The sequence below is a fragment of the Rhodococcus sp. HNM0569 genome (genome assembly GCF_012726205.1).
Classification (GTDB): Bacteria; Actinomycetota; Actinomycetes; order Mycobacteriales; family Mycobacteriaceae; genus Rhodococcus_F.
This window is the reverse complement of sequence record NZ_JAASAE010000025.1, coordinates 1-24066: the sequence shown is the minus strand read 5'-3', so window position 1 is coordinate 24066 and position 24066 is coordinate 1. Positions and strand designations below refer to the sequence as shown.

The window sequence follows — 24066 nt, the reverse complement described above, 5'->3', positions numbered from 1 at the left end:
TCCTGACGTGAAGAATGAGAAAGGGGAGTGGGGGTCAGGACGGCGCGGGTGGGCCGCGCAGCGGAACGCAACGCAGCAGCGGGGTGTCGAGCAGGCTGGGTGGGGGACCGGGTACGGGCACCCAGGCCGCGGTGCGCGCGGGCACGCGCGGCGGCGCGAACACGACCCGGAGCGTGCGCACGAGCGGCCCGTACAGCCGCTCGCACGCGAGGACCAGACCTGCACACACCGCGGTGGCGGCCGCGTGCGCGCCGAGCATTCCCAGCCCCGGGAGTGCGTCGTGTGCGGGTGCGCCGACGGCGAGCGCGACGTGCCCGCAGAATTGCCCGAGCGCGAGCGCCGCGGCGAGCGGCATGACGCCGCGCGTGGCCCGTCCGGTGCCCGCGACGGCCGCACCCAGCCCGGCGCACGTGAGCACCAGGAGGGTGAGGGCCGACGTGGTGGGCAGGCCCCCACCCGCGATGCCGTGTGCCGCGATCGACAGGGCCGCGGTGACGGCGCCGACCGACGACCCGCGCAATGCGGCGGTCGGAGCGGCGGGGGACATGTGAGCGGTTGGGTCAGCGCACGCCGAGGCGCGCGAGGACGTCGGCTTCGATGCCGTCGAGCTCGCTCGAGATGGCAGCGTGGGCGGCGCGACGACGAGCAGGCGGCATCTGCTCGGCGGCGCGGATCGCGGTGGTCATGTCGGTGAGCCGGCCGCGCGTCGCCTCGACGAACTGCTGGGTCTCGGCGTCGTCGGGCTTGTGCGACAGGATCTCGGTGACCGAACTCTCGGCGCCCGCGACGCGTGCACTGAGCTTCGCGCCGTGGCCCGTGAAGTCGCCGAGCTGATCGACGTCGACGCCGATGCGCGACGCACGCTGCTCGTCGAGCTTGCCGCGCACGACGGTGGCGGCGCGGTAGACCAGCGGCAACACGATGGGGGCTACGACCCGCGCGATGCCGAGGTAGCGGCGCACGTTCGCGACGGTGAGGCCCTGCCGCTCGGCGGCCTTCTGCTGCGCCTCGAGCGTGGCCAACTGGGCCTTCTCGACCTTCTTCTGCGACTTGCGCTCGTCGCGGGACTGTTTCTGCAGCGCTTTCGCGGCGGCTTTGTCGCGTTTGTGACCGCGCTTGGCGTTCAGCTTGGCCTCGACGGTGGCCTTGTGCTTGAGCGCCTTGGCTTCGGCCTTACGCGTGGCGCGGGTTTTGCGCTTGCGGAACAACCCCATCGAAAAGACCCCTTTTCCTGGTGTTTCGGTCCCCGTGAGGCTATCAACAGTGACCGCTGAGCGCCGGTGGCCCCCGAACAGCACATAATAGTCGTCATTGTGACCCCGGATTTCGAACGTCGTCCCACGACGAACGCCCCGCCGAAGCTGTCCATCGACGCCGGCGCGCTCACGCGTTGCCGTCACCGCGTCCATCTCGATGCCGAGTACCCGCAACAGCTCGCCGCGGCCCCCGAGGACGTCGGGGTCAAGCAACGGCAGGAGGCGGCCGCACAGAAGCGCGAAGAGGTGCGCACGATGTACATGGCGGCCGAGCCGGGCCGCTGGGTGCGCATCGAACCGGACCGGCCGAGGCGCGAGCGCGCCGCCGACACCCTGGCGGCGTGCGCGGAGGGCGCCGAGCGGATCTGGGGCGCGGTGCTCCCCACCGAACCCGACACGGGACGGTCGGGCACCTCGGAGATGCTGTTCCGCGACCGTGAACACGGTGGGTACATCCCGGTGATCGTCGTCAACCACAAGGTCACCGACCCGGGGTCGGGGGCGCTCGTGTCGGGGCTGTTCGACTGGGCGCCGCACGAGGACGACACCCGCAAACCCCGCAGCCAGCCGCGCGACCAGATGCGCGTCGCACAGCTCTACCGCATGCTCGATCGGCTCGGCCTCGCATCGCCGTCGATGCTCGCAGGCACCGTCGGTCTTGCGGCCGACTGCATCTACGTCCACGACCTGACGACGATCCTCGCCGACTACGACGCACGATTCGCCGACCGCCGCGCCGTCGTCCTGGGCGAGGTGCACACCGAGCCGTCGCGCATCGGCGAATGCCGCTCGTGCCCGTGGTGGCCCGACTGCAGGCGCACCCTCGTCGACCGCCGTGACGTGTCCCTCGTCGCGCAGGGAACCCGTGCGGAACTGCTGCGCGGCATCGGGATTCGCACGATCGACGAACTCGCGGCGTATGACGGCCCGGAGCCCGAGGAGTGGCCGAACGGCACGTTCGCCGACACCGTCGTGACCGCGAAGGCGTGGCTCGCGGATCTGCCACTCGTGCGGCGTTTCGAGGACGTGCGGGTCACGCGCGCCGACGTCGAAGTCGACGTCGACATGGAGAGTTACCAGGAGCGCGGCGCGTACCTGTGGGGCACGCTGCTCAATGTCGACGGTGTGTCGGCGTATCGGCCGTTCTACACCTGGGATCCGTTGCCGACGCGCGACGAAGCGCGTTCGTTCGGCGAGTTCTGGACGTGGCTCATGGCCGAGCGCGACGCGGCCGCCGCGTCGGGCCGCACGTTCGCGGCGTACTGCTATTCACGGTCGGCCGAGGACAAGTGGCTCCTCGCGTCGGCCAAGCGCTTCGCGGGCGAGCCCGGCGTGCCCACGCACACCGAGGTGCGCGCGTTCATCGACAGCCCGCAGTGGGTGGACGTCTACCAGGCCGTGAGCGACCAGTTCATCTGCCCCGACGGCAAGGGGCTCAAGAAGATCGCGCCGATCGCAGGCTTCCACTGGCGTGACGACCAGGCGAGCGGCGAGGCGTCGATGAGCTGGTATCGCGAGGCCGTCGGCTACGACGGCGATCCGGACCTCACCCAGCGCACGCGATTGCTCGAGTACAACGAGGACGACGTGATCGCGACGAAGGTGCTGCGCGAGTGGATGACCGAGCGCGCGGCCCGCGAGATCCCGCTCGCCGCCGACCTGTGAGCACTCAACGAGTCTCCGTACGCTTGTTTCGCTCACGGGTGCGGTGCCACGCGAGCGCCGCGATCGCACCGACGACGGCCGTCCCCGCTGCGCCGACGAGCGCGTACGCCGGGTCGTCGACCGTGCTCTCGAGGATCAACCACGCGCCGAACACGAAGAACAACACCGCGGCACCGAGTTCGACGGCGCGCTGCGGCAGGTGCCTGCCCAGGACCGCGCCGACGACGATCGCGAGTGCATCTGCCGCGACCATGCCGACCGTCGAGCCGAACCACACCCCGACCGGGTCGGAGTCGGTGGCGAGGGTGACCGTCGCGAGCATCGTCTTGTCGCCCAGCTCGGCGAGGAAGAATGCCGACGTGACGGCGAGGAATGCCGAGCGCGTGGCCGTGTGCGCCTTCGAGGCCTCGGTGTCGGACAGCGAGTCGCCGCGCAGCGTCCAGAGACCGAAGATCACGAACGCGATGCCGCCCACGACGCCGATGACGTCGGTGGGCAGCGCGAGCCCGAGGTAGTGGCCGACGACGACCGACACGAGATGCACGACTGCCGTCGCTGCGGTGATGGCCGACAGGACGACCCACCAGCGATAGCGCAGGGCGAACGTCATGGCCATGAGCTGCGACTTGTCGCCCAGCTCGGCGAGGAACACGACGCCGAAACTCAACGCGATGGCAGTCAGCACGTGGCCCTTCCTCCTTTCGTGACGGAGGAAGAAAAGCGATCTCCTCCGGTCGGCGACGCGGGGTGCGTTCGCCGGCCGAAGGTCTCGCCCACCGACGCGGAGGTCGGTTCGCCAGGCCGGGCCCGCATGAGCGGTCCAGTGTGTCGACACAGGCGATTGGGGGCTACTCCCCTTCGATGCATTCGACCCTAGCGAATGATTCGCGGAATCGCCAATGCGTCAACAAAATTCGGCTCTTCGAGTGGTCTTGTAGGGGCTTCCGGGTGCTCGAGGTGGGGGTTGCCGGACGTGGAGAGTTCGGGTGCCCTCACGCGGCGAGCAGCATGGCCAAAACCGCGGTGTCGGGGTCGCATCCCGGATCGATGCCCACGCGGCTCACCATGGCCGACACGGTGCCTTCGCTGTCCGATTCGACCCACGCCGCGCGGTGGTCGAGGCCCAGGTGTGGCACGCCTGGCAACAACACGCAGCCCGACGCGGATCCCGCGCATTCGGGCAGTGTGGGCGTGGTCTCCGACGGCGGGTGCAGCACGAGCAGTGCGGGCGGCGGGCCCGCGGCGAAATGGCCCGGCGCGACCGCGTCGTCGCCGAGGACCGGGCCCTCGGCGATCACGATGCCCACCGTGTCGGGAGCGGGATCGTCGGGCAGCTCCTCGCGGACTCCGAACACCGTGGACGTGCGCAGCAGGCCGGGCAGCGCACCCACCCGGACGGTGAGCGCGAGGAACTGCGCCCACTCCTTCGTGCTGTCGGGCCACCGGCCCGACACGACGAACCCGCACAACGTGCCGCTCGCCTGGAACGGCGTGATTCCCACCGGTCGATCGGTACTGCGCTCGGCCACCATCGTGGTCCTCCTCGTGAGGCCGGGCCTGCGCACGCAGGCCTGTTTCGGTGCACCTCGTCGGGCAGCTGCACTATGCGCCCGAAAGTGACTGGCACACAAGAGGGGCCGAGTGCCAGCCGGGTGGACGCCGGCCCGGAAACGACGGAACCCGCGCCGTTCCGGGCGATTCCGGTGCGGTGCGGGTTCCGTGCGGGGTGGCCTGATCCAGGCCGCGGCGGGCCGAGATCAGCCGAGGATGCCGTTGCCCTGGCTGCGGGCGCGGTCGAAGCGCTCGGCGGCGTCCGCCCAGTTCACGACGTTCCACCATGCCTTGACGTAGTCCGGCTTGACGTTCTGGTAGTCGAGGTAGAAGGCGTGCTCCCACATGTCGAGCATGACGACCGGGACGATCGCGGCGGTGATGTTGCCGTGCTGGTCGGTCATCTGCTCGATGACGAGGCGCTGGCCGATCGTGTCGTAGCCGAGCAGTGCCCAGCCCGAGCCCTGGATCGTGGTCGCGACACCCGTGAAGTGCGCCTGGAACTTCTCGAACGACCCGAACTGGTCGTCGATCGCCGCGGCGAGCTCGCCGGTCGGCTTGTCGCCACCGTTGGGCGAGAGGTTCTTCCAGAAGATCGAGTGGTTGGTGTGGCCACCCAGGTTGAACGCGAGGTTGCGCGAGAGCAGCAGCGCCTTGTCGGCGATGGTGCCGTCCTCGCGTGCCTCCGCCATCTTCTCGAGCGCGGTGTTGGCGCCCTTGACGTAGGTGGCGTGGTGCTTGTCGTGGTGCAGCTCCATGATCTTGCCGGAGATGTGCGGTTCGAGGGCTGCGTAGTCGTAGGGGAGATCCGGCAGGGTGTATTCAGACACGGGGGTCCCTTCTGTCCGGGCCGGTGAGCCCTGGTTCGTCGTCGTTCGCGCCGGGTTCCCGACGCACATGACCACGCGCCTGGCACCCGACCCTTGTCATCGTTCCACTCTCGTGATTCCACGGGGACGGCTACCCACTTGTGAGTGGGACCACCCATCCCTCATTGGTACACGTTAGGCCGACCGCGGTGGGTCCGGGCGATCGCGCGGTACAGATACCGGGCGTGGATAGGAAGCATAGGTAACGATCCGGTGTACGCGCTTGGTCCGGTGGGCGACGCGGACCGTACACTCGCGCGGTGCCTGTGCTCGCCTCGTTGGGTCGCGTGCTGCCCGTGACCGACACGGGCGGTTCGGCGCCGCGAGTCGAATTCACGGGAGCGAACCTGCTGAGGTTTCTCGCGGTCCTCGCGGTCCTGTACTCGCACATCTCGTTCTATCTGATCGACGACCTCGGCACCGGCTGGTGGGGCATCGACGTCGTGTACGGCGTCTTCGTCGAGCACATGGGCCTCAACCAGCACCTCTCCTTCGTCGGTGTCGCGGTGTTCATGATGCTCACCGGCGCACTCGTCACCCGGTCGGCCATCCGCCATCGTCCCGGGCAGTTCATGCGGGCGCGGCTCGCGCGACTGTTGCCCGCGTTCTGGGTCGCGATCGCGGCGGCCGTGCTCCTGGTCGAACTCGGCATCAACGGCATGTTCAGCGGGCAGGACGGAGTCACGCCCGGGCAGGCCGTGCTGAGCTTCTTCCTCGGCGGCTTCTTCCTCAAACCCGAGGTCGCGGTCCTCGGTGTCACGTGGACGCTCGTCGTCCAGGTCCTGTTCTACGTGCTGTGCCTGGCGTTCCGCCGCGTGTTGCGCACCGTGCCCGTCGCCCTGCCGCTCGCGGGAGCCGCGCTGTGTTCGGCGGTGCTCTTCTACAACCTGTACGTCCCACAGCCCTACACGGTGCCGATGCTGTCGAAGGTCGCCGCGACACTGCCCGTCGTGTTCCTCGGCCAGATCGTCTACCTCGGCTGGGCAGGACTCGGCGAGAAGCGCTGGCTCGCGGCCGCGACACTCGCCCAGATGGGCGTGGTGTGGCTCGCCACCGAGTACCGCGTGTACTGGGCGGGCGACCGCTACCTGTGGACCATCGCGCTCGTCGCCGCGGCCGTCGTGCTGCTCGCGCGCTACGACGGCCCCATGTCCGGCTCGGCTGTCGTGCGCTGGACCGCGCAACGCAGCTACGCGATCTACCTGGTGCACACGCTCGTGCTCTACCGCGTGTACGAGAACACCGTCGATCATCTCGGGCCGACCGGCGCGATAGTCGCGTTCTGCATCGTCGCGGCACTCGTCGCCGAAGCGCTCTATCGCTGGGTCGAGGTGCCCGCCGCGCGGTGGATCACCAACCGGCGCACCCGCGCTGTCGCCGTCGACGCCGCCCGGCGCGTCGCCGTACGCACGTGACGCGGGGTCGCCGTGAGCACGTGCCGCGCGCGTAGCATCGAGGCATGACTTGGTACGACGAACTGCTCGGTCGTAGCGCCGCGAAATCGGTCATGGTCACCGCTGCCGACGCGTTGCCCGGACGCGACACGTCCATGCCGGTGCCGCCCGCGCACTACGTCGACGGGCATCCGCTCGTGCCCCCGTTCCCCGACGGCATGCAGCAGGCCGTCGTCGGTATGGGCTGCTTCTGGGGCGCCGAGAAGGAGTTCTGGCAGCTGGACGGCGTGTACACGACGGCTGTCGGCTACGCAGGCGGTTACACGCCCAATCCCACCTACGAAGAGGTGTGCTCGGGCCGCACCGGCCACACCGAGGCCGTCCTCGTCGTGTTCGATCCTGCGAAGATCACGTACGAGCAGATCCTCCGGCAGTTCTGGGAGAACCACGACCCCACGCAGGGCATGCGCCAGGGCAACGACCAGGGCACGCAGTACCGCTCCGCGATCTACACCTTCGACGACGCGCAGACGGAGATCGCGAAGGCGACGGCCGAGGCATTCGGCGAGCGCCTCGCGCACGCCGGGTACGGCGCCGTCACCACCGAGATCGCGCCGCTCGAACACTTCTACTACGCCGAGGACTACCACCAGCAGTACCTCGCGAAGAACCCCAACGGCTACTGCCCGGTGCACGCGACGGGCGTCAGCTGCCCGGTCGGCCTGCTGAAGCAGGACGAGGTGCCCGCGCAGAAGGACGTGCTGCCGCCTTCTTGAGGGAAGCGCCGATCTCTCCCGCCGCCGGGCGTGTGCAAAACCACACCGCCGGATTCCGTAAACGCTTGAAGTCCCTACCGGCGAGTACGAATCTGGATGTGAAGGACTTGTAACAGTGCGGTGGCAGGGCCGTGCGACGGACGGCAGTGCACGGCGAGAGGACCGAAGGCATGTTGCGGCTGGTCAACCAGGACGTGGCGCTTCTTCGCAGCCAATTGGGTCGACGACACAATGTGCTCGTCCGTCGCTCCGACCGGGTCGAGGCCACTCTCAAGATCGCGCTGGCCGTCCTCGCGGTGATCCTCGTGCCGATCGCGCTGTTCGTCGGCATCCGCACCGACCAGTCGCAGAGCGCGATCGCCGACGAACAGGCGAGTCGCGTGAGCGCCGCCGTCGCGACCACCCTCGAGAACGCCACACCTCCGGACGCCGCGGCGACCGGGTCCGAATACATCCAGCGCGCCGTCGGCACCGCGCCCGCGTCGTGGAACTGGATGGGCAGTGAGCGCACCGGCGAGGTGTCCGTCGATGCCGACACCCCCGCAGGCACGCAGGTCGACATCTGGCTCGATTCGCAGGGCCTGCCGACGTCACCGCCCCTCAGCCACACCGCGGTCCAGACCGCGGCCGTCGTGACCGGCGTCTTCACGTGGTTCTCCACGATGTCGCTCGCCACGTGCGCCTTCCTGCTGGTGCAGGTGTGGCTCAACCGGCGGCGCACGGCCGAATGGGAACGCCAACTCGACGCCTTCCTCGGCGAAGCACCCGCGCACTGACCGCAGGGCACGCGGGTGCCCGCTCGGGAGCTCAGCCCAGTTGCGGCGCGACTTCGCTCGCGACCAACTCCAGGTGATCGAGGTCGGTGAGATCGAGAGTCTGCAGGTAGATGCGGCTCGCGCCCGCGTCGGCGTACGTGCCGATCTTGTCGACCAGTTCGGCGGGCGAGCCCGCGAGCCCGTTGGCACGCAGCTCGTCGACGTCCCGCCCGATCGCGGCGGCACGCCGCGCGACCTCGGCATCCGTACGTCCACAGCACAGCACGAGCGCGCTCGAGTAGACGAGATCATCGGGTGACCGGCCTGTGTCCGTGCACGCCGTGCGCACCCGGCCGAACACGTCCCGCGCGTCGTCGATGCTCAGGAACGGTGTGTTGAACTCGTCGGCGTAGCGCGCGGCGAGCGCGGGTGTGCGCTTGCGGCCGGTCCCACCGATCACGACGGGCGGACGCGGCGACTGCGCCGGCTTGGGCAGCGCCGGCGAGTTCTCGACGCGGAAGTGCGCGCCGTCGTACGAGAAGGTGTCGCCGACGGGGGTGTCCCACATGCCGGTGACGATGGCCAGCGTCTCCTCGAACCGGTCGAACCGATCCTTCAGCGACGGGAAGGGGATCGCGTACGCGGCGTGTTCCTCGGCGTACCAGCCCGCACCGAGTCCGAGCTCGACGCGGCCGTCGCTCATCTGGTCGACCTGCGCGACCGACACCGCGAGCGGGCCGGGATAGCGGAAGGTCGCCGACGTGACCAGCGTGCCCAGCCGCAGCCGCGTCGTCTCACGCGCGAGGCCCGCGAGGGTGATCCACGCGTCGGTCGGGCCGGGCAGGCCCTCGGCGTTCATCGCGAGGTAGTGGTCCGAGCGGAAGAACGCGTCGTATCCGAATTCCTCGGCGGCACGGGCGACCCGGAGCAGGTCGTCGTACGACGCGCCCTGCTGGGGTTCGGTGAAGACTCGCAGATCCATGAGGAACACTGTGCCGCACCGCGTGCCGCCGTGCGAGCGGGCCCCGCTGTTCACGACGCCGGTTACCGGCCGGGTGCGCCGGTAGGCTCGGGCCATGACGCGCTCGGTGAAACTGCCCGCCGCCCTCGCGAAAAGGCTCCCCGGCGGCGGCGCCGGGGTGGTGCCGGTGGTCCGGCTGCACGGCGTGATCGGCGCCGCGGGTGCGGGTCTCGCGCGGCCGGGCATCGCCGCGGACACCGTCGAGCATCCACTGCACGCCGCGTTCACGATGCGCGGCGCGAAGGCCGTCGCACTGTCGATCAACAGCCCGGGCGGTTCACCCACACAGTGCGATTACATCGCGCAACGCATCCGCCAGCTCTCCGACGAGCACGAGCTGCCGGTCCTCGCGTTCTGCGAGGACGCCGCCGCGTCCGGCGGATACTGGCTCGCGTGTGCCGCCGACGAGATCTTCGCGTCCGCGACGTCGATGATCGGCTCGATCGGCGTCGTGTCCGGCGGCTTCGGGTTCACCGGGCTGCTCGACACGCTCGGTGTCGAACGCCGGTTGCACGCGGCGGGCGCGGCGAAGGTACGGCTCGACCCGTTCAGCGCCGAGGACCCCGCCGACGTCGCATGGCTCGGCGGCGTCCAGGAACAGCTGCACGCGGAGTTCCGCGACTGGGTCGCGTCCCGCCGCGGCGCCAAGCTCACCGGCGGCCCCGACGAGTCGTACGACTTCGAGGAGTTGTTCAGCGGCGACGTGTGGCTCGGTCGCCGCGCACTCGAACTCGGCCTGATCGACGGCATCGGCACCCTGCGTGGTGTCCTGCACGAACGCTTTCCCGACGCCGACATCCGGTTCACCAGCCCGTCTCGGACGCTCCTCGCGCGGCTCGGGCTGCCTGCCGCTGCGGCGGGCGAGGCCGTGTCGTCGGCGCTCGGCGCCGTGGGATCGCGCGCGGCGTGGGCCCGCCTCGGGCTCTGACCGTCGGCCGTCCGCCGCGGCCCCGACGGCATTCGCCGAACTTTTTTCGGTCTCGGGGGAACCGGATCGTGATCGGCCGCGTCTGACTGAGTGTGAGGCCGGGTGCGCACGCCACCGCCGCAGGTCCTTCACAGTCGACGCGTCGGCCGGTCCGGAGTTTGTGGATCGAGCCGGTCGCGCCGGCCGGTTCCGGAGGGGTGATTCCGGCACGGTCGACGCGTCGGCTCGTTCCGTCCACCGGCTGTGGACCCGTTTCTCCACAACCATCCACAGGTTGTGGATGGGCCCGTGGATGAACGGCACTACCAGTCCGGAAAACCTGGATAGGTGTCCAGATCGTGTGGACAACACTGTGCACCCCGTGCGCGCGGCCGTCCACAGTCACTGCCCGGAATCGCGTGGCGTGACAGAATCGCCGCCATGGGGCGCAGCGATGTTCAAATCTGCGCGCGATGCGCGACGCGGTGGCAGGTGCAGGGTCCGCCGATGCAGTGGTGTCCGCGCTGTCACGGCGTGCTCGTCGCGCCGGTCCGCAGCGACGTGCCGCTTCCGCCACCTCCGTACCGGGGTTTCCGGTGGGTTGCGCGCACCCCGCTGCGCCGCGGCACGCTCCGCATCCAGGCCGTGCGTCCGACGCCCACGCCGCGGTACCAGGAGATTCCGCGATGGGGACTCGACGACCGCGCCGTCGCGGCGGCCCGCACGCCCGAGCCGCACCCCGACTTCTGGGGGCGTGCCGCGTCGTACGCGCCAGCATTGTTGATCACGGTCGCGTCGCTCTACGGGCTCGCCGTGCTCGCGGAAGCGCTGCGTTACGGCATCCTCGTGCGCAACCGTCACCGGCTGATCGACCCGACCCTGCTGTCGGTGTCCGACGCGGCCGTGGTGGTAACGCAGACGGCCGCGCTGCTCGCCGCGGTGTGCGCCGCCGTCGCGTGCGTCGGCTGGCTGATCGGGCATCGCCGCGAGGTGTTCGCACGCGAACACACCGTCGATCCACGCAGTCCCGCAGCGCTCGCGACGGGCTGCCTGGTGCCGGTCGTCAACCTCGTGATGCCGGGCCTCTTCCTGCTCGAGACCGTCCGCCGGGACCCGGGCGCGGTGCGCCTCGTGCGTGCGTGGTGGGCGGTGTGGCTGCTCGACGGCTTCCTCGTCGTGGCAGGGGCCGTGTGGCGGTTCCGTACGTCCCTCCAAGCGATCGCCGACGGCGTCGTCCTCGCCGGATTCACAGCGCTCGTTGCGGCGGCGACCGCACTGCTCACGCTCGCGGTCCTGCGTCGCCTCGAGCAACGGGACGTCTTCGGCGCACCACGGCACACGACGCGCTGGATCGTGTCGGTCGACGGGTTGCCCACGCCTGCCCCGTACGACTCCACCGGGCCAGGCGCTGCACAGGACGCCTCCGAAGAGGACGCGGCGGAACGCGACACTGCCGAGCCCGCACGCGCGGTCGCGTCGTGACACCCGGCCGCCGGTTGCCGTTCGTCGTCGCACACCGCGGGGCGTCGGCCGCATTGCCCGAGCACACCCTGGGCGCGTACGAGCTCGCCCTCAAAGAAGGGGCCGACGGCCTCGAATGCGACGTGCGGCTCACCCGGGACGGTCACCTCGTGTGCATCCACGACCGCACGATCGACCGCACGTCCGACGGGACGGGCGTCGTCAGCGAACTCACACTCGACGAGCTGAAGGACTACGACTACGGCGAGCCGGGCTGCCCCGCGCCGCTGCTCGCGTTCGACGAGCTCGTGCGGCTCGCCCTCGACTGGACCTCGCGCCCGGTCAAGTTGTTCGTCGAGACCAAGCACCCCGTGCGCTACGGCGCACTCGTCGAGAACACGCTGCTCGCGTGCCTCGACAAGTACGGCATCGGCGCGCCCGCATCGGCGGACCACGCGCGCGCCGTCGTGATGTCGTTCTCGCCGAGCGCGGTATGGCGCGTGCGCCGCTCGGCGCCGTTGCTGCCCACCGTGCTGCTCGGCGAGTCCGCGCGCTATGTCGGCGGTGGTGCCGCGACGACCGTCGGTGCCACCGCGATCGGCCCGTCCGTCAAGACCTTGCGCACTCACCCCGAGCTCGTCGACAAGGCCGCGGCTGCCGGTCGCGCGACGTACTGCTGGACGGTCGACGAGCACGCCGACGTCGAACTGTGCCGACGCCTCGGCGTCGACTGGGTCGCGACCAACCATCCCGGGCGCACCAAACTCTGGCTCGACGCCTGACTGCGTGTAGGTTCGGGCTCCGTGGCCAAGAAGAGCAAGAGAAACAGCCCCAAGCCCGGCAGCGCGCGCCAGGAGAAGCTCGCCGCGCGTCGTGCCGAGCGTGAGCGTGCCGATGCGATCGCGACGCGGCCCTTCGAGGGCCTGGCGTGCGAATGCGACCTGGTCGCGCTGCGCGAATTCGTGCCGTCCGCGACGGCCCCTCTGCCGCTCGCAGACGGTTCGTCGCGCCCCGTGACGCTCGCGACGGTCCTGCCGGGCGCGGTCGCGGCGCTCGTGCGCACCGAGGGCGACGACACGACGGCGGTCGTCGGTATGCAGGTGCAGGCCTACTCCGACGACCTCGGTGCCGATCTCGCCGCGTCGATCGCGTGGGCCGGGACGGCCGAGCCGGGCGAGACGCGTGCCGCTGCCGCTCCGGATGCGGACACCCCCGCGGTTACGACCCTGGTCGACCCGTCGGCGCAGCTCGACATCACGGTGCACCAGGACTTCGACTGGTGGATCCCCGAGGGCGTCGAGGCGACTCCCGAGGTGGCGGCCGCGGTGCAGCAGGCCAATGCGGCGATCCTGCCGTCGGCGCGAATCGAGGCGGACGGCGTCGTGGGCGCGTGGTGGGTCGACGCGGGCGAGCGCGCGCACCTGCGTTGGGTGCGCCCCGAGGACGAGGACGCGCTGATGGCGGCGCTGGCCCGGGTGCACGCGCGAGGCGAGCTGACGGTCGGCGAGGGCTCGCGGTTCGCGGGTTCGTTCCGCACGCACGGGCTGCTGGTGCCGGTGTTCGACCTCGATCGCGAGAAGCATCCGACGGAATGGGTGGACGGCATCGTCGCGCTCGGCGCGCGACTCGACGAAGCACTCGCGGTGGACGAGCCGCTCACCGCGGCCGAACGCCGCGCCCGCGACGGTCTGCGTGGCCGCCAGGTGACCCTCCGATAATCCTCGGTGACGCCGAGGGCCGGCGAGCAGGTGCTCGCCGGCCCTTCGCCGTGCGCGGGAGATCGCGTGTCGGGGAGGTTCAGAGCACTCCGCCGGCAGCACGCGGTGCGGCGCCGCGAGGCTCGTGGCCGCCCAGCTCGCGGGCCACGAAGTCCTCGAGGTTGAACAGATTGCTGCCCGCGCGGTCGGCGATGGTGAGCAGCGTGGTCATCGTCGCGACCTCTTCGACCTGCTCCTCCAGGAACCACTGCATGAACTGCTCGCCGAGGAAGTCGCCTTCGTCGCGGGCGCACTTCGCAAGCGCCACGATCTGCTCGGTGACGGTCTTCTCCTGCTGCAGCGCCAATGCGATCGCGTCGCGCGGGCCCTCGAAGTCGCGCGTGGTGGCGTCGACACCCGTGAAGTCGACGTCGATCCCGCGGTCGAGGAAGTACTGCACGATCATCATCGCGTGGTTGCGCTCTTCGACCGCCTGCGCATAGAAGTACTTCGCGAGACGCGGCAGATCGGCTCCGTCGAAATACACGGCCGACGCCGTGTATTGGTGCGACGCATTGAATTCGTTGCGGATCTGGTCCTGCAGAAGTGCGTGGAATTTGGTGAGTTCCTGCGTGGCAGCGGTGGTCATGGCGCACACATTATGCGAGGTCAGAGCGCTTGTCATGCGAGGTAGGCCTTATTGTGGAAAGGCTCCCCACAGTTAAGTGAGGCTACATTTCCCGCAATTTTGGAGGGTGAATTCCGGGGTTGTCGGTCGCGCGGACAGATGCGGACGTCGGCGTAATGAGCGAATACTCGCTGATACGATTCGAGGCATGTCAGGCGCTTCGTGCTCCGCCGCTTGCGCGGCAGTGACCAGGTTGCCCCGCTAGCGGCGGGACGACCAGCTTCACAGCAACACTTCACCCGGAACGTCCAGCCGCTTCGTGAACCAGGTCCGGAGCGGCCCATTGTGCTGCTCAGTATCTCTTCAGAGCGACGGAGCACCCGATGCTTTCAGGCATTTTCCTTACTTCGCGCGGGCACGGCCCCGCCCCTGTGCGCGCATGGCTCGTATTGTGCGCGATGTCCATGCTGCAGTTTTTCGTCGCGGTAGACGTGACGGTGGTCAACATTGCGCTCCCCTCGATCGGCGCGGACTACGGTGTCGACGGCCACTCTCTTGCCTGGGTCGTGGTCGGTTACACCATCACTGGCGGCGGGCTACTGATGCTCGGCGGTCGACTCGGTGACCTGCTGGGCCGCCGCCGCACCCTGCTGTCAGGCACGGCACTGTTCGGCGCGGCGTCGCTGCTGGCAGGTCTGGCCCCCTCGTTTCCGGTGTTGGTCGCAGCCCGTCTCCTGCAGGGCGTCGGTGAGGCCGTCGCGCTGCCCGCAGCGATGGCGACCATCTTGCTGCTGTTCCCCGAGGGGCCGCGTCGATCCCGTGCGCTGAGTGTGTGGGCCGCCGTGGCCAGCTGCGGCTTGGTGCTCGGTTTCGCGCTCGCCGGGATCATCACCGCTCACCTGGGGTGGCGATGGATCTTTCTGATCTCGGTGCCTTTCATCGTGGTCGTGGTCGTGTCTGCGCTCATCCTGGTTCCGGCCGACCGGTCCGCGCCCAGTGCACGTGCCCGGCTGGACCTGCCCGGCGCGCTCCTGCTGACGGCGTGCCCGCTGCTGTTCGTCTACGCCGTGGTCGAGGCGGGCGAGGCCGGTACGAGCCCGTGGGCGGTTGTGGTGGCACTTACCGGTGCGGCGGCGGCCGCCGTCGGGTTCGTGAAGGTCGAGTCGAGGTCGCCGAACCCGTTGGTGCCGCCATCCTTCTTCGCCGTCCGGTCCCGCGTGCGGGCGAACCTGACCACGATGCTGCTCAGCGGTGCGCTGTCGACCTCGTTCCTGCTGTTCACTTTCTACCTTCAGGGCCGGCTCGGCATCGGGCCGCTGGGCGCAGGACTGACGATGCTGCCCCTTGCGGTGGCGCTGATCATGGCCTCGATGCTCGTCCCGCGCCTGCTCGAGCGATGGGGCCCGCGCGCGTGCACGCTGGTCGGGCTTACGTGCGCCGGCGGCGCCATGGTCACGGTCGCGGTTGCCGCGGTGGTGGGCGGCGGACCGGCCGCTCTGCTTCCGGCGATGCTGCTGATCGCGGCGGGTATGGGCTTCGGGCTCGTCGGCCTGCAATACATTGCCGTCAGCGGGATCACCGACGAGGACGCCGGGATCGCCACCGGAGTCCAGCGCGCTGCCGATCAGCTCGGCGGCGCGACTGGTGTCGCTGTCTACGTGGGGCTCGGGTTCGCTCCGGCCCTGCACGCCGGCGATCCGTTCGTCGTCGCCGCGGTCTTGGCGGTTGCCGGACTAGCCCTGGGAGCGGTGGTCATCGGCCGTTCTCCGGTTCCTGCCGAGGCCCACACGTAGCGCGAGTGCTGCGACGCCCGCCCCAGTCACCGTCTGTCGGCAGGGGCGGGCGTCGCTGTTCGCTCAACTGATCCACACAGAAGGCTCGTGGTTGTCGTGCTTCTTATTCGGTGGCGACCATGTCGGCAGGAATGGGCTCGTCCGACGCAATCGCGTCGAAGAACGGCACCGCACGTTCGCGATCCCACAACAGGACGTTGCCGGAGTCGGTGTCCTCGAAGCCGCCCACCGGAACGGACGTCGCCGTGATGCCACCGCGCAGCGCCCACGCGAGGCGCGCGAGATGCCAGATGTGGTCGCCCTCGTCCACCTCGAGCGACTTCGCGACGCCGACGCCCAGCGGCACGGCCCGCAACGGGTTGAGGAAGGTCGTCGGGCTCGTCGCCTTCTCGAGCAATGCAGACATGAACTTGCGCTGGTTGTTCATCCGGTCGATGTCCGCGAGCGCCGTCGCGCGAGTGCGTACGAACCCGAGCGACTGCGCGCCGTCGAGCTCCTGGCACCCGGCGTCGAGCGTGATGCCGGCGAGCGGATCGTCGATCGGGTCGTCGAGGCACATCTCGACGCCGCCGACGGCGTCGACCATGCCTGCGAACCCGCCGAAGCCGATCTCCGCGTAGTGGTCGATGTGCACGCCCGTCGCGCCCTCGACGGTCTGCACCAGCAGGTTCGGTCCGCCGAGTGCGAACGACGCATTGAGTTTGTCCTGCCCGTAGCCGGGGATCGGGACGTACGAGTCGCGTGGCAGGCTCACCATCGTCGTCTTGCCGCCGCCCTTGGGGACGTGGATCAAGATCATGGTGTCGGTGCGCTCGCCGCCGGCGTCTCCGCCCGTCGAAAGCTGCTGTTCCTGTTCGGGAGTCAGGCCTGCACGCGCGTCGGAGCCCACGAGCAGCCAGTTCGTGCCCGGAGTGTCGCCGATGCGGTCGTCGTAGTCCGACAACGCGTCGACTCGTCCGAGTGACCGGTCGAGGTACACCGTGAACGTGCCGAGGGCCACGACGAGCGCCAGCATCAGCAGGCCGATCCGCCGGCCCCAATGCGCGGGGCCGCGGCGTCGACGCGGCCGTGGCGGTGGTGCCGCGGGAGGGGGAGTGGGACGCGGTGGTGTGCGCCGGGGCGGTTCGCCGGGTGGGCGGCCGTACCCACGCTCGCGTGCCGGTGGCGGCGCGTACTGCGGAGCCGCGGCATTCGACCACGCCTGGGCCGGCGGCGGCGCGCCCTGCGGCCGCGGCGCCTGACGCGTCGGCGGTGGGCCGGGGGGTGGTGGTCCGGCCGGGCGACCGTCGCGACGGATCACGGGGGCGCCTTCGCGCGGTCCGCCGGATCCGCCATCGCGCGGAGCGCGGCGACCCGGAGGGCCCGGGGGCGGCCCCTGCGGACGTTGCACACGGGTGGGTGGGGGTCCGCCCGGTGCCTGTGGCGGCTGCCGGGGGCCTGCAGGAGGTGGGCCGCCGCGCCAGTCGCGGCGCGGACGCCGCGGCGGAGGCTGCTGACGGTCGTCGGTCACGTCACGACTGTACTGGTACCGCCGTGCGGCTCCCGGTCACGGAATCCAGCCGACGCGATCGCGGAGCAGCGCATAACCGACGAAAGCGACGACGTCGATCGTGGCGTGCGCGACCACGAGCGGCCACAACCGGCCGGTTTTCTGCCAGTACCGCGCGAACACCGCCCCCATCACGATGTTGCCCACGCCACCGCCGAAGCCCTGGTAGAGGTGATAACCGCCACGCAGCAGCGCCGACGCCGCGAGTGCGGAGTTGTCGCTCCAGCCGAGTTGCCGCAGCCGCGTCAGGAGGTAGGCGACGACGAGAATCTCCTCCGCGCCGGAATTCGCGACCGCCCACAGACACAGCACCGGCAGCCGCCACCAGTGGTCGTCGATCGTGCTCGGCGCGACGGTCAGATTGGCGCCCACGGCCTGCGCGACGAGATAGAGCCCCAGACCCGGCAGGCCGATCAACGCTGCGAGCCCGACACCGTGTGCCGCGTCGGGGCGGCGGAACCGGCCGAGCCCTGCCTGCCGAAGCGTGACGCCGCCGCGCCACAACAGGTACAGCCCGAGCGTGCCCCACGCGACGAGTCGCAGCACGCCGAGGAGTTGGCGCGCGAGATCGACGAGCTGGTCCGATGCGCGGGGAGCGTTGAGGGCGACCGTCTGGTCGGACAGGGTGCCCGGGGTGAGCAGCGAGTCCGCGATCGACAGCAGGCTCGACAGCGCGCTCGCACCGAACGTGACGAGCAGGACGATCGTGATCTCGATCCACAGTGCGCGCCGTTCGCGCGGGTCGAGGGCCACGGTGGCGGGCCGCGGTGGGCGCAGCCACGCGCGGACGGTGTCGCGGGAGATCACGAGCCCGAATGTAGTCGGCTCACGCCCACCCCCCGTGAGTGAAACCGGCGTGCCTGGACTCGCTATGTACTCACGGGGTCAGCCGTTGCGCGCACGCAGACCGTTGACGAAGGGGCAGCCGACGAGCATCCGCAACGCGCGGCTCACCCCGGTCGCGTCGTCGACGGGCTGCGCGAAGGGCATCCAGATGTCCTTGTCTTCTCCGTTGTGGTTGTCACCGTCGTGACCGGGGTCGACGGCCGGGCACGGGTGCTCGACGCGCAACTGCAGGCCGTAGCGGGTGATGCCGAGTGGGCGGACCGCGCCGCGTCGCAGATGCGGCGGGAGTTTGCGGGCGAGCAGGTCGAGCAGCTCGGGGTGGTCTTCGTCGAGGTGCGTGAGCCACTGGGACTCGATATCCCAGAACGGGTCGGGTGCCGCGGCGAGCAGGTCGTCCACGCGGACCGCGTCGGCGCCCGACGCGTCCGCGACGACGGCCGAGTCGACCCGCAGCAGCAGGAGTACCGAGCCGTGCCCGAGGTCGAGGAGACCGGGATCGGGATTGCTCGCGGCGACGTCGTCGGCGACCTCGCGGGCGTGGTCGGCGCACAGTGGCAGCAGTGTGCCGCGCAGCCAGACCAGCGAACGGACCTTCTCGCGCAGGTCGAGCGGCGAGTGGTCGGTCAACTCGAGGACGGCGGGCAGACCGGACGTGCTCGCGAGCCAGGACAGCGTGTAGGCGGCGGACTCGGACGGGACGACGACCGCGACGTCGCCGTCGGGCTGGAGGTGATGGACCGACACCGGGGTGGGATCGCTGCCTGCGAGGGCGAGCATCGCGTCCGAGCGGCGCGCACACACGCTGCGTACTCGCTCCGCGGTGGTCGGGCCTCCCTTGGTGGTCGTCGCCATGCACAGCTCCTTCGTCGTGTGAGGTAAACCTAACCTAAATGCACTGCGGTCCCTCCGCAAGACCCCGTTTCGCCGGACTACCGTGAGGGCGTGTCCGTTCCGCTGTCCCTCGGAGTCCCCCGTCCCCGCGGCCCACGCTCGGTGTTCGACGGTCTGCTGTCGCCCTTCGGTGCGCGCCGTGAAGGCGGGCTGTTCGGTTCTCCCGTCGTATCCGCGTCGCGCCTGCTCGGCGACCCGGCAGGCAACGAGCCTCTCGACCTGGGCCGCGTCGTGGTCGACCTGGACCTCGATCCGGCCCGGCTGCGCGGACCCGGGCAGGTGTCCTACGAGGCGGTCCGGTTCGACGTCACGTGCGACGACGATGCCCTCGCCGACGCCCTCGGCCTGCGGGTCCCCGCGCCGCTCGTGGTGTTCGCCCGCGGCGACGACGCACCCGCCGAATACGCCGAACGCATCGCCGCGGCGTGCCGGGTGCCCGGTCTGCTCCACGACCGCCCGGTTCAGGACGGCCCGATCCACGATGGCTCTGTCCGCGATGGCCCGGTCCACGATGGCCCGGTCCACGATGGCTCTGTCCACGACGGCGAGATCGGCCGGATCGCCGACTTCCTGTCCGTCGTCGCGCACACCGAGGGCGGATTCGTCGCGCGCGTCGGGGACGGCCCGCGCGCGCTGTCGCTCGTCGCGGGTACGGTCGCTGCGCTGCGGGGAGACGACGTCCGCGCCGCCCTCGCGGCGCCCGACGTGCGGGTACTCACCGCACTCGGTCCCGACGCCGCGGCCGCGGTGCGTGAGGTGCTGCTGGCCATCGAGATCACCGACCCTTCGGGTCTCGATGTCACCGACCCTTCGGGTCTCCATCTCACAGACCTGCCCGGCGCGGACACCGTAATCTCGTGAACGTGCCACGTATCGGCTACTTCGGTCCCTCCGGGACCTTCACCGAGATGGCCCTCGACCGGTTGGCGGCCGAGGGCGTCTTTTCGCGTGGCGACGCGCTCGACGGCCCGATCGACAAGATCGCCGAGAAGAGCCCGGTCGCGGCGCTGGACGCGGTGCGCGCCCGCACCGTCGACGCCGCGGTGGTCCCCATCGAGAGTTCGGTCGAGGGCGCCGTCGTGCCGACTCTCGACGCGCTTGCGATCGGCCCGCGCCTGCAGATCGTCGCGGAGACCGAACTCGACGTCAGTTTCTCCATCCTGGCCCGCGAATCCCGGTCACTCGCCGATGTCCGCACGGTGCGGGCGTACCCGGTGGCGGCCGCGCAGGTGCGCGAATGGCTCGACGTGCACTGCCCCGACGCACGGTTCGAGACGGCTTCGTCCAATGCGGGTGCGGCCGAGGACGTCGCGGCCGGGCTCGCCGATGCGGCCGTGTCGACGGCACTCGCGGGCGAGCGGCTCGGCCTCGTGCCGCTCGCCGAAGGCGTTGCCGACGTCGCGGGCGCGCGCACCCGATTCGTCGTCGTCACGACGCCCGCTGCGCCGCCCGCGCGCACCGGCAGCGACCGCACGTCCGTCGTCCTCGAGCCCGACAACGTGCCGGGCTCGCTTGTCGCGGTGCTGTCGGAGTTCGCGGCTCGCGGAATCGATCTGACGCGGATCGAGTCGCGTCCCACCCGTACCGAATTCGGTCGGTACCGATTCTTCGTCGACTGCATCGGCCACATCGACGACGATCTCGTCGCGGAAGCACTGCGCGCACTGCATCGCCGCGCCGAGGTCCGCTTCCTCGGTTCGTGGCCGACCGCGGACCCGGTGGGGCCGCCGCCCGCGGACGACGACGCGGCACGCGCGTGGCTCGAGCACGTGCGGAAGGGAGACGAGCGTTCATGACGGCCAGGCTGATCCTGGTGCGGCACGGCCAGACCGTGGCCAATGTCGCCAAACGGCTCGATACGCGTCTGCCCGGTGCGGCCCTCACGCCCGAAGGGCTCACGCAGGCAGAGCAATTCGGTCGTCGAGTGGCCGAGGCGCGCACCGCTGCGGCACTGGTGTCGTCGCAGGCTCTGCGGGCGCGGCAGACGGCGGGGTTCGCGGAGACGGCGTCGGGGCTCGTGCTCGACGTGCGGGTGGGCCTGCACGAAGCACAGGCGGGCGACCTCGAGGACCGCAGCGACGAGGGCTCGCACGAGCTGTACATGAAGACCTTCCAGCAGTGGCAGATGGGCGAGCACGACGCACGGCTGCCGGGTGGTGAGTCGGCGCGCGACGTGTTCGACCGGTATCTGCCGGTGCGCGGTGACCTGCGTGCCGAGTACCTCGAGGACCCCGCCGCGACGGGCGACGTCGTGGTGGTGAGCCACGGCGCGGCGATCCGGCTCGTCGCCGCACACCTCGCGCACGTGCCCGGCGTGTTCGCCGCGAGCACGCATCTCGCGAACACCGAATCCGTCGAACTGCTGCCCACGGCGGACGGCGGGTGGGAGTGTGTTCGATGGGGGCGCGCGCTGCCGCCGTTCGAGGGCCGACGGGTGCGGGGCGCGGACGACCCGATGGGCTGACGCGGAGGCACGGCGGTCGCGGAGGTGACCGATGGACGATCTGCTGCGCACGTGGTTCGTCGCGAACGACTACGCGATCGGCGCGTGGGTCTTTCGCAAGGGCCTGGCGGCGCTGTATCTCGTCGCCTTCGTCGCGGCGCTGCGTCAGTTCCGCGCATTGCTCGGCACCCGCGGCCTCACGCCGATCCCCGATTTCGTCGCGGAATCGTCGATGCGGGCGTCGCCCAGCGTCTTCCACTGGCGCTACACCGATCGCTTCTTCGCAGCCGTGGCCTGGGTGGGCGTCGCGGTGTCGGCCGGCCTGCTGTTCGGGCTCACCGAGGTGCTGCCGTTGCCCGCGCTCATGGCGTGCTGGGCGCTGCTGTGGCTCGCCTATCTGTCGATCGTCAACGTGGGGCAGATCTGGTACGGCTTCGGCTGGGAATCGCTGCTGCTCGAGGCCGGCTTCCTGGCGGTATTCCTCGGCGGCACCGAGTCCGGGCCGTCCTGGCTCGTGTTGATTCTGTTGCGCTGGTTGCTGTTCCGCCTCGAATTCGGTGCGGGCATGATCAAGATGCGCGGCGACGCGTGCTGGCGCCGACTCACGTGCCTCGACTACCACCACGAGACGCAGCCCATGCCGGGCCCGTTCAGCTGGTACTTCCACCGGTTGCCCGCGCCGCTGCACCGGATCGAGACGGCGGGCAATCATGTCGTGCAGCTCGTCGTGCCGTTCGGGCTGTTCCTGCCGCAGCCGGTCGCGGGGCTGTGTGCCCTCGCGATGATCGTGACGCAGCTGTGGCTCGTCGCGAGCGGCAACTTCGCGTGGCTCAACTGGGTGACGATCGTGCTCGCGGCGACCGCGGTTCCGGACAGCTTCTACCGCGTGCTTCCCGGCGTCGGCGATCCCGGACCCGCACCCGACGCGTCGCCCGTGTTCGCGGTGGTGGTCGCGGCGGTGACGGTGCTGGTGCTGGTGCTCAGCTACCGGCCGGCGCGCAACCTGCTCTCGCGCCGCCAGCGGATGAACACGTCGTTCGACTCGCTGCACCTGGTCAACAGTTACGGCGCGTTCGGCAGCGTGACGCGCAGTCGCTACGAGGTGGTCGTCGCGGGCACCGACGACCCCGATCCCGGCGACGACACCGTGTGGCGCGAATACGAGTTCAAGGGCAAGCCGGGCGATCCGCTGCGACGGCCGCCGCAGTGGGCCCCCTACCACCTGCGGCTCGACTGGCTCATGTGGTTCGTCGCGATTTCGCCGTCCTACGGCCGCGGCTGGTTCGAGCGTTTCGTGCGACGCATCGCCGAGGGGGACCCCGAGACCCTGAAGCTGCTGCGCACCAATCCGTTTCCCGACGCCCCGCCCGCACATGTCCGGGTGCAGCTGTACCGTTACCGGTTCACGACCCGCTCCGAACGGCGAGCGACGGGGGCGTGGTGGGTGCGCGCCGCGATCTGACCGCCGTTCCGGCTACTCCGCGTCGGTGAGGCGGTCGACGAGCGAGTCGAGTGCCTGCCGGAAACGCGCGGGGGTGCCGGGCGCGAGCGACGACCACGCGACGCCGTGCCCCGACACGCTGGACGTGCCGACGATGCGGCCAAGGTCGGTGTCGAACACGGTGACCGGGCCGCCGACCGGGTCGTAGTTGCCCTCGCCGTACACGAGACCGACGATCTCGGCGAAGGTGGTGCACCCCGCCATCGCCTTGCCGACGGTGGCGGCGTCGTCGTAACCGACACCGATTGCCGTGAGCGCCGCCGTGAGCGACGCCGCGTCCGCCGTGTTGTCGAGTGCCTCGCTCAATTGTTGTGTGGGCGCGTTGACGCTGTTGAACGACACCGGGGGAACGGTGCCGACGGCGGCCTGGACGGCGCCGAGCGGATCCGGGCCCGCGTCGCGCACGACCAGCGACTCGCCCGCTCGCATCGTGACGACCGCCGAGTGCTCGCCGTGCGACAGGCACAGCCGCGACACTGCGCCGCCCACCGACCAGCGCAGCGCGATCTCCCACGACGGCCGTGCGACGACCGCGAGTGCGTCCGCGAGATCGGGTGCCACACGTCCGGTGGCGTCGAGCAGTCCGCGTTCTTCGAGGGCTGCGGCGAGCGCGCGGTACTCGTCGTCGCGTTCGTCGATCGTCTCGAAACGCGGTGCGATGTCGAGGACGACCGGCAGCATGTCGAGTTTCAGCCGGTCGACGAGGAACAGGATCTCGTCGACGCTCAATGTGGTGGGTGCGAGCGACGGCGCCGCGGTGTCGGTGCCGAGGTCGATCATCGCGCGTCCCGCGGATCGGGTGCGCCACCGATGACCGACGGGATGACGGTGCGGCCGTCGGCGAAGTGCTCGAAGTTCTTGAGGTACTCGGGGGTGTCGTGCTCGTCGTCCGAGTCGGTGCCACCCGTGGCGGCGCCGCGCGGGCCCATCACGGTGCCCGCGCCCGAACCGCGCGCGCCCGCGGCCGACACGTCCGCGGCAGGTCCTCCGAAGCCGCCCGCGCCGCCACCCGCAGCGGGTGCGCCCGCGGCGCCGCGGCCCCAGCCTTCGGGCGCCGCAGCAG

24 protein-coding genes and 1 pseudogene are annotated in these 24066 nt (G+C 70.3%); 13 read left to right on the top strand and 12 right to left on the bottom strand.

The annotated features are described in order from the left end of the window. Positions 1–34: 34 nt before the first annotated feature. Positions 35–547 (bottom strand): hypothetical protein, encoded by a 513-nt coding sequence (locus tag HCA44_RS20100; protein WP_169651104.1) that lies wholly within the window; start codon positions 545–547, stop codon positions 35–37. A 13-nt stretch (positions 548–560) separates the two neighbouring features. Further along, positions 561–1214, bottom strand: a complete 654-nt coding sequence (locus HCA44_RS20095) for a DUF6474 family protein (RefSeq protein WP_169651103.1) — start codon at positions 1212–1214, stop codon at positions 561–563. Positions 1215–1313: 99 nt separating this feature from the next. Between HCA44_RS20095 and HCA44_RS20090 the strand changes: the two genes are divergently transcribed. After that, the gene (locus tag HCA44_RS20090) at positions 1314–2921 is read left to right on the top strand and encodes a TM0106 family RecB-like putative nuclease (RefSeq protein ID WP_346764820.1); all 1608 of its coding nucleotides are present in this window, start codon (positions 1314–1316) and stop codon (positions 2919–2921) included. A 4-nt stretch (positions 2922–2925) separates the two neighbouring features. On the opposite strand, the gene HCA44_RS20085 is transcribed toward HCA44_RS20090, so the two are convergent. From HCA44_RS20085 to HCA44_RS20075, 3 genes are all read right to left on the bottom strand, one after another. Beyond that, complete coding sequence (locus tag HCA44_RS20085; RefSeq protein WP_169651102.1) at positions 2926–3606, bottom strand: TMEM165/GDT1 family protein; 681 nt, start codon at positions 3604–3606, stop codon at positions 2926–2928. Between the two features lie 307 nt (positions 3607–3913). Then, positions 3914–4453 carry a peptidase gene (locus tag HCA44_RS20080; protein WP_169651101.1) on the bottom strand — a complete coding sequence of 180 codons (540 nt, stop codon included), beginning with the start codon at positions 4451–4453 and terminating at the stop codon, positions 3914–3916. 225 nt (positions 4454–4678) lie between these two features. Next, positions 4679–5302, bottom strand: coding sequence for a superoxide dismutase (locus tag HCA44_RS20075; protein WP_169651100.1), 624 nt, complete (start codon positions 5300–5302; stop codon positions 4679–4681). 305 nt (positions 5303–5607) lie between these two features. Between HCA44_RS20075 and HCA44_RS20070 the strand changes: the two genes are divergently transcribed. From HCA44_RS20070 to HCA44_RS20060, 3 genes are all read left to right on the top strand, one after another. Beyond that, positions 5608–6756, top strand: coding sequence for an acyltransferase (locus tag HCA44_RS20070; RefSeq protein ID WP_346764822.1), 1149 nt, complete (start codon positions 5608–5610; stop codon positions 6754–6756). Between the two features lie 44 nt (positions 6757–6800). After that, on the top strand, positions 6801–7511 hold the full coding sequence (gene msrA / locus HCA44_RS20065; protein ID WP_169651099.1) for a peptide-methionine (S)-S-oxide reductase MsrA: 711 nt from the start codon (positions 6801–6803) through the stop codon (positions 7509–7511). A gap of 170 nt (positions 7512–7681) precedes the next feature. After that, positions 7682–8287, top strand: a complete 606-nt coding sequence (locus HCA44_RS20060) for a hypothetical protein (RefSeq protein ID WP_169651098.1) — start codon at positions 7682–7684, stop codon at positions 8285–8287. 31 nt (positions 8288–8318) lie between these two features. Here the strand turns inward: HCA44_RS20060 and HCA44_RS20055 are convergent, their stop codons facing one another. Next, positions 8319–9248, bottom strand: a complete 930-nt coding sequence (locus HCA44_RS20055) for an LLM class F420-dependent oxidoreductase (RefSeq protein ID WP_169651097.1) — start codon at positions 9246–9248, stop codon at positions 8319–8321. A 94-nt stretch (positions 9249–9342) separates the two neighbouring features. Between HCA44_RS20055 and HCA44_RS20050 the strand changes: the two genes are divergently transcribed. The 4 genes from HCA44_RS20050 to HCA44_RS20035 all read left to right on the top strand — a co-directional run bounded on the left by HCA44_RS20050 (position 9343) and on the right by HCA44_RS20035 (position 13373). Continuing rightward, positions 9343–10215 carry a S49 family peptidase gene (locus HCA44_RS20050; RefSeq protein WP_169651096.1) on the top strand — a complete coding sequence of 291 codons (873 nt, stop codon included), beginning with the start codon at positions 9343–9345 and terminating at the stop codon, positions 10213–10215. 486 nt (positions 10216–10701) lie between these two features. Continuing rightward, a complete protein-coding gene (locus tag HCA44_RS20045) occupies positions 10702–11676 on the top strand; it encodes a DUF4328 domain-containing protein (RefSeq protein WP_240945686.1) in 975 nt (324 codons plus the stop codon). Next, positions 11673–12437: a glycerophosphodiester phosphodiesterase gene (locus HCA44_RS20040; RefSeq protein ID WP_169651094.1), complete on the top strand. Its 765-nt coding sequence runs from the start codon at positions 11673–11675 to the stop codon at positions 12435–12437. The genes HCA44_RS20045 and HCA44_RS20040 overlap by 4 nt, the downstream gene beginning before the upstream one ends. A gap of 21 nt (positions 12438–12458) precedes the next feature. Continuing rightward, positions 12459–13373: a DUF5926 family protein gene (locus HCA44_RS20035; protein ID WP_169651093.1), complete on the top strand. Its 915-nt coding sequence runs from the start codon at positions 12459–12461 to the stop codon at positions 13371–13373. A 79-nt stretch (positions 13374–13452) separates the two neighbouring features. On the opposite strand, the gene HCA44_RS20030 is transcribed toward HCA44_RS20035, so the two are convergent. Continuing rightward, positions 13453–14001, bottom strand: coding sequence for a ferritin (locus HCA44_RS20030; protein WP_169651092.1), 549 nt, complete (start codon positions 13999–14001; stop codon positions 13453–13455). Between the two features lie 437 nt (positions 14002–14438). Between HCA44_RS20030 and HCA44_RS20025 the strand changes: the two genes are divergently transcribed. Next, on the top strand, positions 14439–15773 hold the full coding sequence (locus tag HCA44_RS20025; RefSeq protein ID WP_169651091.1) for an MFS transporter: 1335 nt from the start codon (positions 14439–14441) through the stop codon (positions 15771–15773). A gap of 103 nt (positions 15774–15876) precedes the next feature. Here HCA44_RS20025 and HCA44_RS20020 read toward each other — a convergent pair whose 3' ends face one another. From HCA44_RS20020 to HCA44_RS20010, 3 genes are all read right to left on the bottom strand, one after another. Next, the gene (locus HCA44_RS20020) at positions 15877–17073 is read right to left on the bottom strand and encodes an LCP family protein (RefSeq protein ID WP_346764819.1); all 1197 of its coding nucleotides are present in this window, start codon (positions 17071–17073) and stop codon (positions 15877–15879) included. Between the two features lie 246 nt (positions 17074–17319). After that, on the bottom strand, positions 17320–18129 hold the full coding sequence (locus tag HCA44_RS20015; RefSeq protein ID WP_169651090.1) for a CPBP family intramembrane glutamic endopeptidase: 810 nt from the start codon (positions 18127–18129) through the stop codon (positions 17320–17322). Between the two features lie 78 nt (positions 18130–18207). Next, a complete protein-coding gene (locus HCA44_RS20010) occupies positions 18208–19020 on the bottom strand; it encodes a DUF2470 domain-containing protein (RefSeq protein ID WP_169651089.1) in 813 nt (270 codons plus the stop codon). A 90-nt stretch (positions 19021–19110) separates the two neighbouring features. Between HCA44_RS20010 and HCA44_RS20005 the strand changes: the two genes are divergently transcribed. The 4 genes from HCA44_RS20005 to HCA44_RS19990 are packed head-to-tail and all read left to right on the top strand — an operon-like array spanning position 19111 to position 22964. Next, a complete protein-coding gene (locus HCA44_RS20005) occupies positions 19111–19920 on the top strand; it encodes a hypothetical protein (RefSeq protein ID WP_169651088.1) in 810 nt (269 codons plus the stop codon). A gap of 2 nt (positions 19921–19922) precedes the next feature. Next, positions 19923–20855, top strand: a complete 933-nt coding sequence (gene pheA / locus HCA44_RS20000) for a prephenate dehydratase (RefSeq protein WP_169651112.1) — start codon at positions 19923–19925, stop codon at positions 20853–20855. Then, entirely contained in the window at positions 20852–21523 is a 672-nt protein-coding gene (locus HCA44_RS19995; RefSeq protein ID WP_169651087.1) for a histidine phosphatase family protein, read from the top strand. The genes pheA and HCA44_RS19995 overlap by 4 nt, the downstream gene beginning before the upstream one ends. Positions 21524–21554: 31 nt before the next feature. Continuing rightward, a complete protein-coding gene (locus HCA44_RS19990; protein WP_169651086.1) occupies positions 21555–22964 on the top strand; it encodes a lipase maturation factor family protein in 1410 nt (469 codons plus the stop codon). 12 nt (positions 22965–22976) lie between these two features. On the opposite strand, the gene HCA44_RS19985 is transcribed toward HCA44_RS19990, so the two are convergent. Together HCA44_RS19985 and HCA44_RS19980 are read right to left on the bottom strand one after the other, a co-directional pair. Next, positions 22977–23783, bottom strand: a complete 807-nt coding sequence (locus HCA44_RS19985; RefSeq protein WP_169651085.1) for an ESX secretion-associated protein EspG — start codon at positions 23781–23783, stop codon at positions 22977–22979. Next, positions 23780–24066, bottom strand: a pseudogene (locus HCA44_RS19980) (PPE family protein); the annotation flags it as partial. The gene HCA44_RS19985 and the pseudogene HCA44_RS19980, both read right to left, overlap by 4 nt.